This is a genomic window from Prosthecobacter sp. (genome assembly GCF_044222345.1).
Lineage (GTDB): Bacteria > Verrucomicrobiota > Verrucomicrobiia > Verrucomicrobiales > Verrucomicrobiaceae > Prosthecobacter.
Map to the genome: position 1 here is coordinate 1 of NZ_JBGANL010000153.1, position 2,961 is coordinate 2,961.

The 2,961-nt window shown below is 60.4% G+C and carries 3 protein-coding genes and 1 pseudogene; 1 reads left to right on the forward strand and 3 read right to left on the reverse strand.

Features of this window, described 5'->3' with window-relative positions; genetic code table 11:
- Together nadA and ACILSL_RS27510 are read right to left on the reverse strand one after the other, a co-directional pair.
- Positions 1–989 (reverse strand): quinolinate synthase NadA (gene nadA / locus ACILSL_RS27505; protein ID WP_395735270.1); only part of this gene is annotated, 989 nt, incomplete at its 3' end.
- 308 nt (positions 990–1,297) lie between these two features.
- Positions 1,298–1,457, reverse strand: a pseudogene (locus tag ACILSL_RS27510) (transposase); the annotation flags it as partial.
- Positions 1,458–1,628: 171 nt separating this feature from the next.
- Between ACILSL_RS27510 and ACILSL_RS27515 the strand changes: the two are divergent.
- Positions 1,629–2,246: a hypothetical protein gene (locus ACILSL_RS27515; RefSeq protein ID WP_395735271.1), complete on the forward strand. Its 618-nt coding sequence runs from the start codon at positions 1,629–1,631 to the stop codon at positions 2,244–2,246.
- Between the two features lie 350 nt (positions 2,247–2,596).
- On the opposite strand, the gene ACILSL_RS27520 is transcribed toward ACILSL_RS27515, so the two are convergent.
- Positions 2,597–2,961 (reverse strand): helix-turn-helix domain-containing protein (locus ACILSL_RS27520; RefSeq protein ID WP_395735272.1); only part of this gene is annotated, 365 nt, incomplete at its 5' end.

Sequence of the window (2,961 nt, forward strand, 5' to 3'; positions counted from 1 at the left end):
AGCGCACGCCGCGCACCTGCGATCTCGGCCTGCTCCACCACCACTTCATTGCTGAGGTCGCTGAGCACGGCATGGATCTTCGGCAAGGTGATCTTCTTCATGTGCGGGCACAGATTGCACGGCTTGATGAATTCGATCTGCGGGAAGTCATTGCGCAGGTTGTCGGCCATCGAGCACTCGGTGATCATCGCCACCCGTTCCGGCCTGGCCTTCTCCAGCCACTTGCCCATCGCCGTGGTCGAGCCGACGAAATCTGCCTCGGCCAGCACGTCCGGCGGGCACTCCGGATGCGCCACGATCATCGCGTCGAACTGCGCACGCGCATGCCTCGCTTCCATCGCGGTGAATTTTTCATGCACCTCGCAGGCACCCTGCCACAGGATCAATTCGATGCCGGTCTGTTCCGCCACCCACGCACCAAGGTAACGATCCGGCAGGAAGATCACCTGCTTGACGCCATGCTCGGCGGCCACCGATTCGACCACCTGCACCGCATTGGCCGAGGTGCAGCAGGAATCCGACACCGCCTTCACCGCCGCCGAGGTGTTGACGTAGGTGACCACCGGGATGCCGGGATGCTTGGCGCGCAGGGCCAGCACGTCGGCAGCGGTGATCGACGAGGCCAGCGAACAGCCCGCGCCCATGTCCGGGATCAGCACGGTCTTGTCCGGAGCCAGCACCTTGACGCTCTCGGCCATGAAGTGCACGCCGCACATCACCACCAGGTCACTGCCGCAGGTCGCGGCCTTCTGCGCCAGCAGCAGCGAATCGCCGGTGATGTCGGCCACGCCGTAAAAGATCTCCGGCGCCTGGTAGTTGTGCGCCATGATCACCGCGCCGCGCTCTTGCTTGAGCGTGTTGATCGCATCGATCCAGGGCAGGTGCATCGGCACCTCCATGCACGGGATCAGGCGCTCCAGCTGCGCGGCCAGCGGCGCGTAGCGCGCTTCCAGATCGGGACTCCAGGCGGGGGCGGTTCTCGTGTTCATCCGGGTCTCATGCAGGCAGGCGCTGGCGCGGGTGGGCGCCTGCAGTGGCGGGTGTGGGATCCATGGGAGCGCACTCGGGGCAACGCTTGCTGAATGCTTGCAACCTGGCGCAGTGGGGGGCAACAGGATACCCGTCGACGCGTCATCTCGCACATGCAGGCTACAGGCGGGGGGTCGATGCTTGGAGTCTTGGGCCAGATTCAAACGCTAATGTGCGCTGCCCCCCTTTTCGCGGATGATGGGGTGTCCTTTAGCTCTACCCTATGGGCCGTCAGGAAGTGAACCTGACCCCATCGAATCGACCCCATCGAATCGGTGTGGATGCGGCGCTGGATGCTGGTGTGGTCGGAATCGTCCAGTGAGCGTGCCATGCCGGCGCGGATCGGGTTCAGGCCCACATAGGCCATGGCCGCCAGCAGGGCACGTTCATCGCACAACACCTGATGCCTTGAAGCGGCCTTCCCAAAAAGAATAACAATAACGGCAATAACGGGGTCAGGTTCACTCTCCCCATCAAATAACTTACCTGACCCCGATCCATGGGGGGAGTGCAAAAGAAGGATGGCGGCGGATGAGTGATTGGAGAGCAGTTATGAGGAACTGGCTGTCGCTGGGCTCCGTATGCGGGGTATTACTGGGGTGCACAAGCCAACAGGTGGTGGCGCAGGTGGCGCAACAAGGCAAACTCATGCCATTCGGATTGATGACATGACGTTGTACGTGCAGTCTCCCTCGCTTCTGACGCCGAGCAAGGATTTTCCGCCCCCACATGTTTCAAGCCAAATCAATTTGGATGAAGTTACCACTCCAAAATCATTGTTCGGAGGGCATTGGGATGGGCCAAAATATCAGCTGATATCAGTGGCGAGCACTCTCGCGATAATGATGTCGATACGACATTGGCCTGATATTTCGCTTGACCAGAAGGGATGCAGGGCAATGGCATTAGCAGTTGCGGAAAATAGACTCGCTTTATATAGGGCCGACTACATGCGCGGCATGAAAAGCATCAAGCCTACTTTGAAATTTGAGCCCATCAAGATTGGTGGTGTAGATGCCTTTTACTATACCTATCCTCTTGCCAGCGACGACGATGAATACCTGATTCCGTTTTCAGATCAATATTTTATTAGCCTGTCAATTAGGTCCGTTGACAATTCCCCATTCAAAGGCGAGTGGCCAGAAATGGCGGCGCGAGCAAAAGCCGAGTTCCTTAATTCGCTTGAGCTTGTGGGCGAGGTGCCGAAGTGCGAATAGCGGGTCGGGAAATCGGGGTCAGGTTCACTTCCTGATCGCCCAGAACGCACAAGTCCCGCAACGCAAGTTGCGGGACTTGTTGTTTGTGGGGTTGTAGTATGCGGCTACTGATGCGCCGCGATGACCGAATCCAACACTTGGCTAATGGCCCGCCGCTTGGCCTTGGGCAGCTCTTCGATCTGCTGTAGCTGCTGCGCGATCTTCGGCTGCGGCCCGCGCTTGCCGCTGGGCGCAGGCCCACAAGGCCAACGGGCTCAGGTTCACTGTCTGATCAAAATCGGGATCCGAAACTCAACCCCCACAGTCCTGCAAGCTGGGCCAATCCATCCCCTCGCGACAGCGCATGGCGTTCAACCACTGCTGCGCTTGCGCGGCTCCGGGCTTTCGCCATCGGTGCCGCCATTGGCGGCGGCATACAGGGCGTCTTCGTCGAGGATACGCACCCGCCGGCCGTGCACCTCGATGATGCCGTCCTCGTGCAGGCGGCTGAAGCCGCGGCTCACGGTTTCCAGCGCCAGCCCGAGGTAACGGGCGATTTCATCGCGGCTCATCGGCAGGTGAAAATCGCTGGCTGAGCGGCCGCTGCGCCGATAGCGCTCGGCGAGGCCGTGCACGAACAGCGCGATCCGTTCGCTGGCCTGGCGGCGGGTCAGGACCTCGACATGGTCGTGGTCATGGTTCGCACATTGGCCGATGACCCGCAGCAACTGCTGTT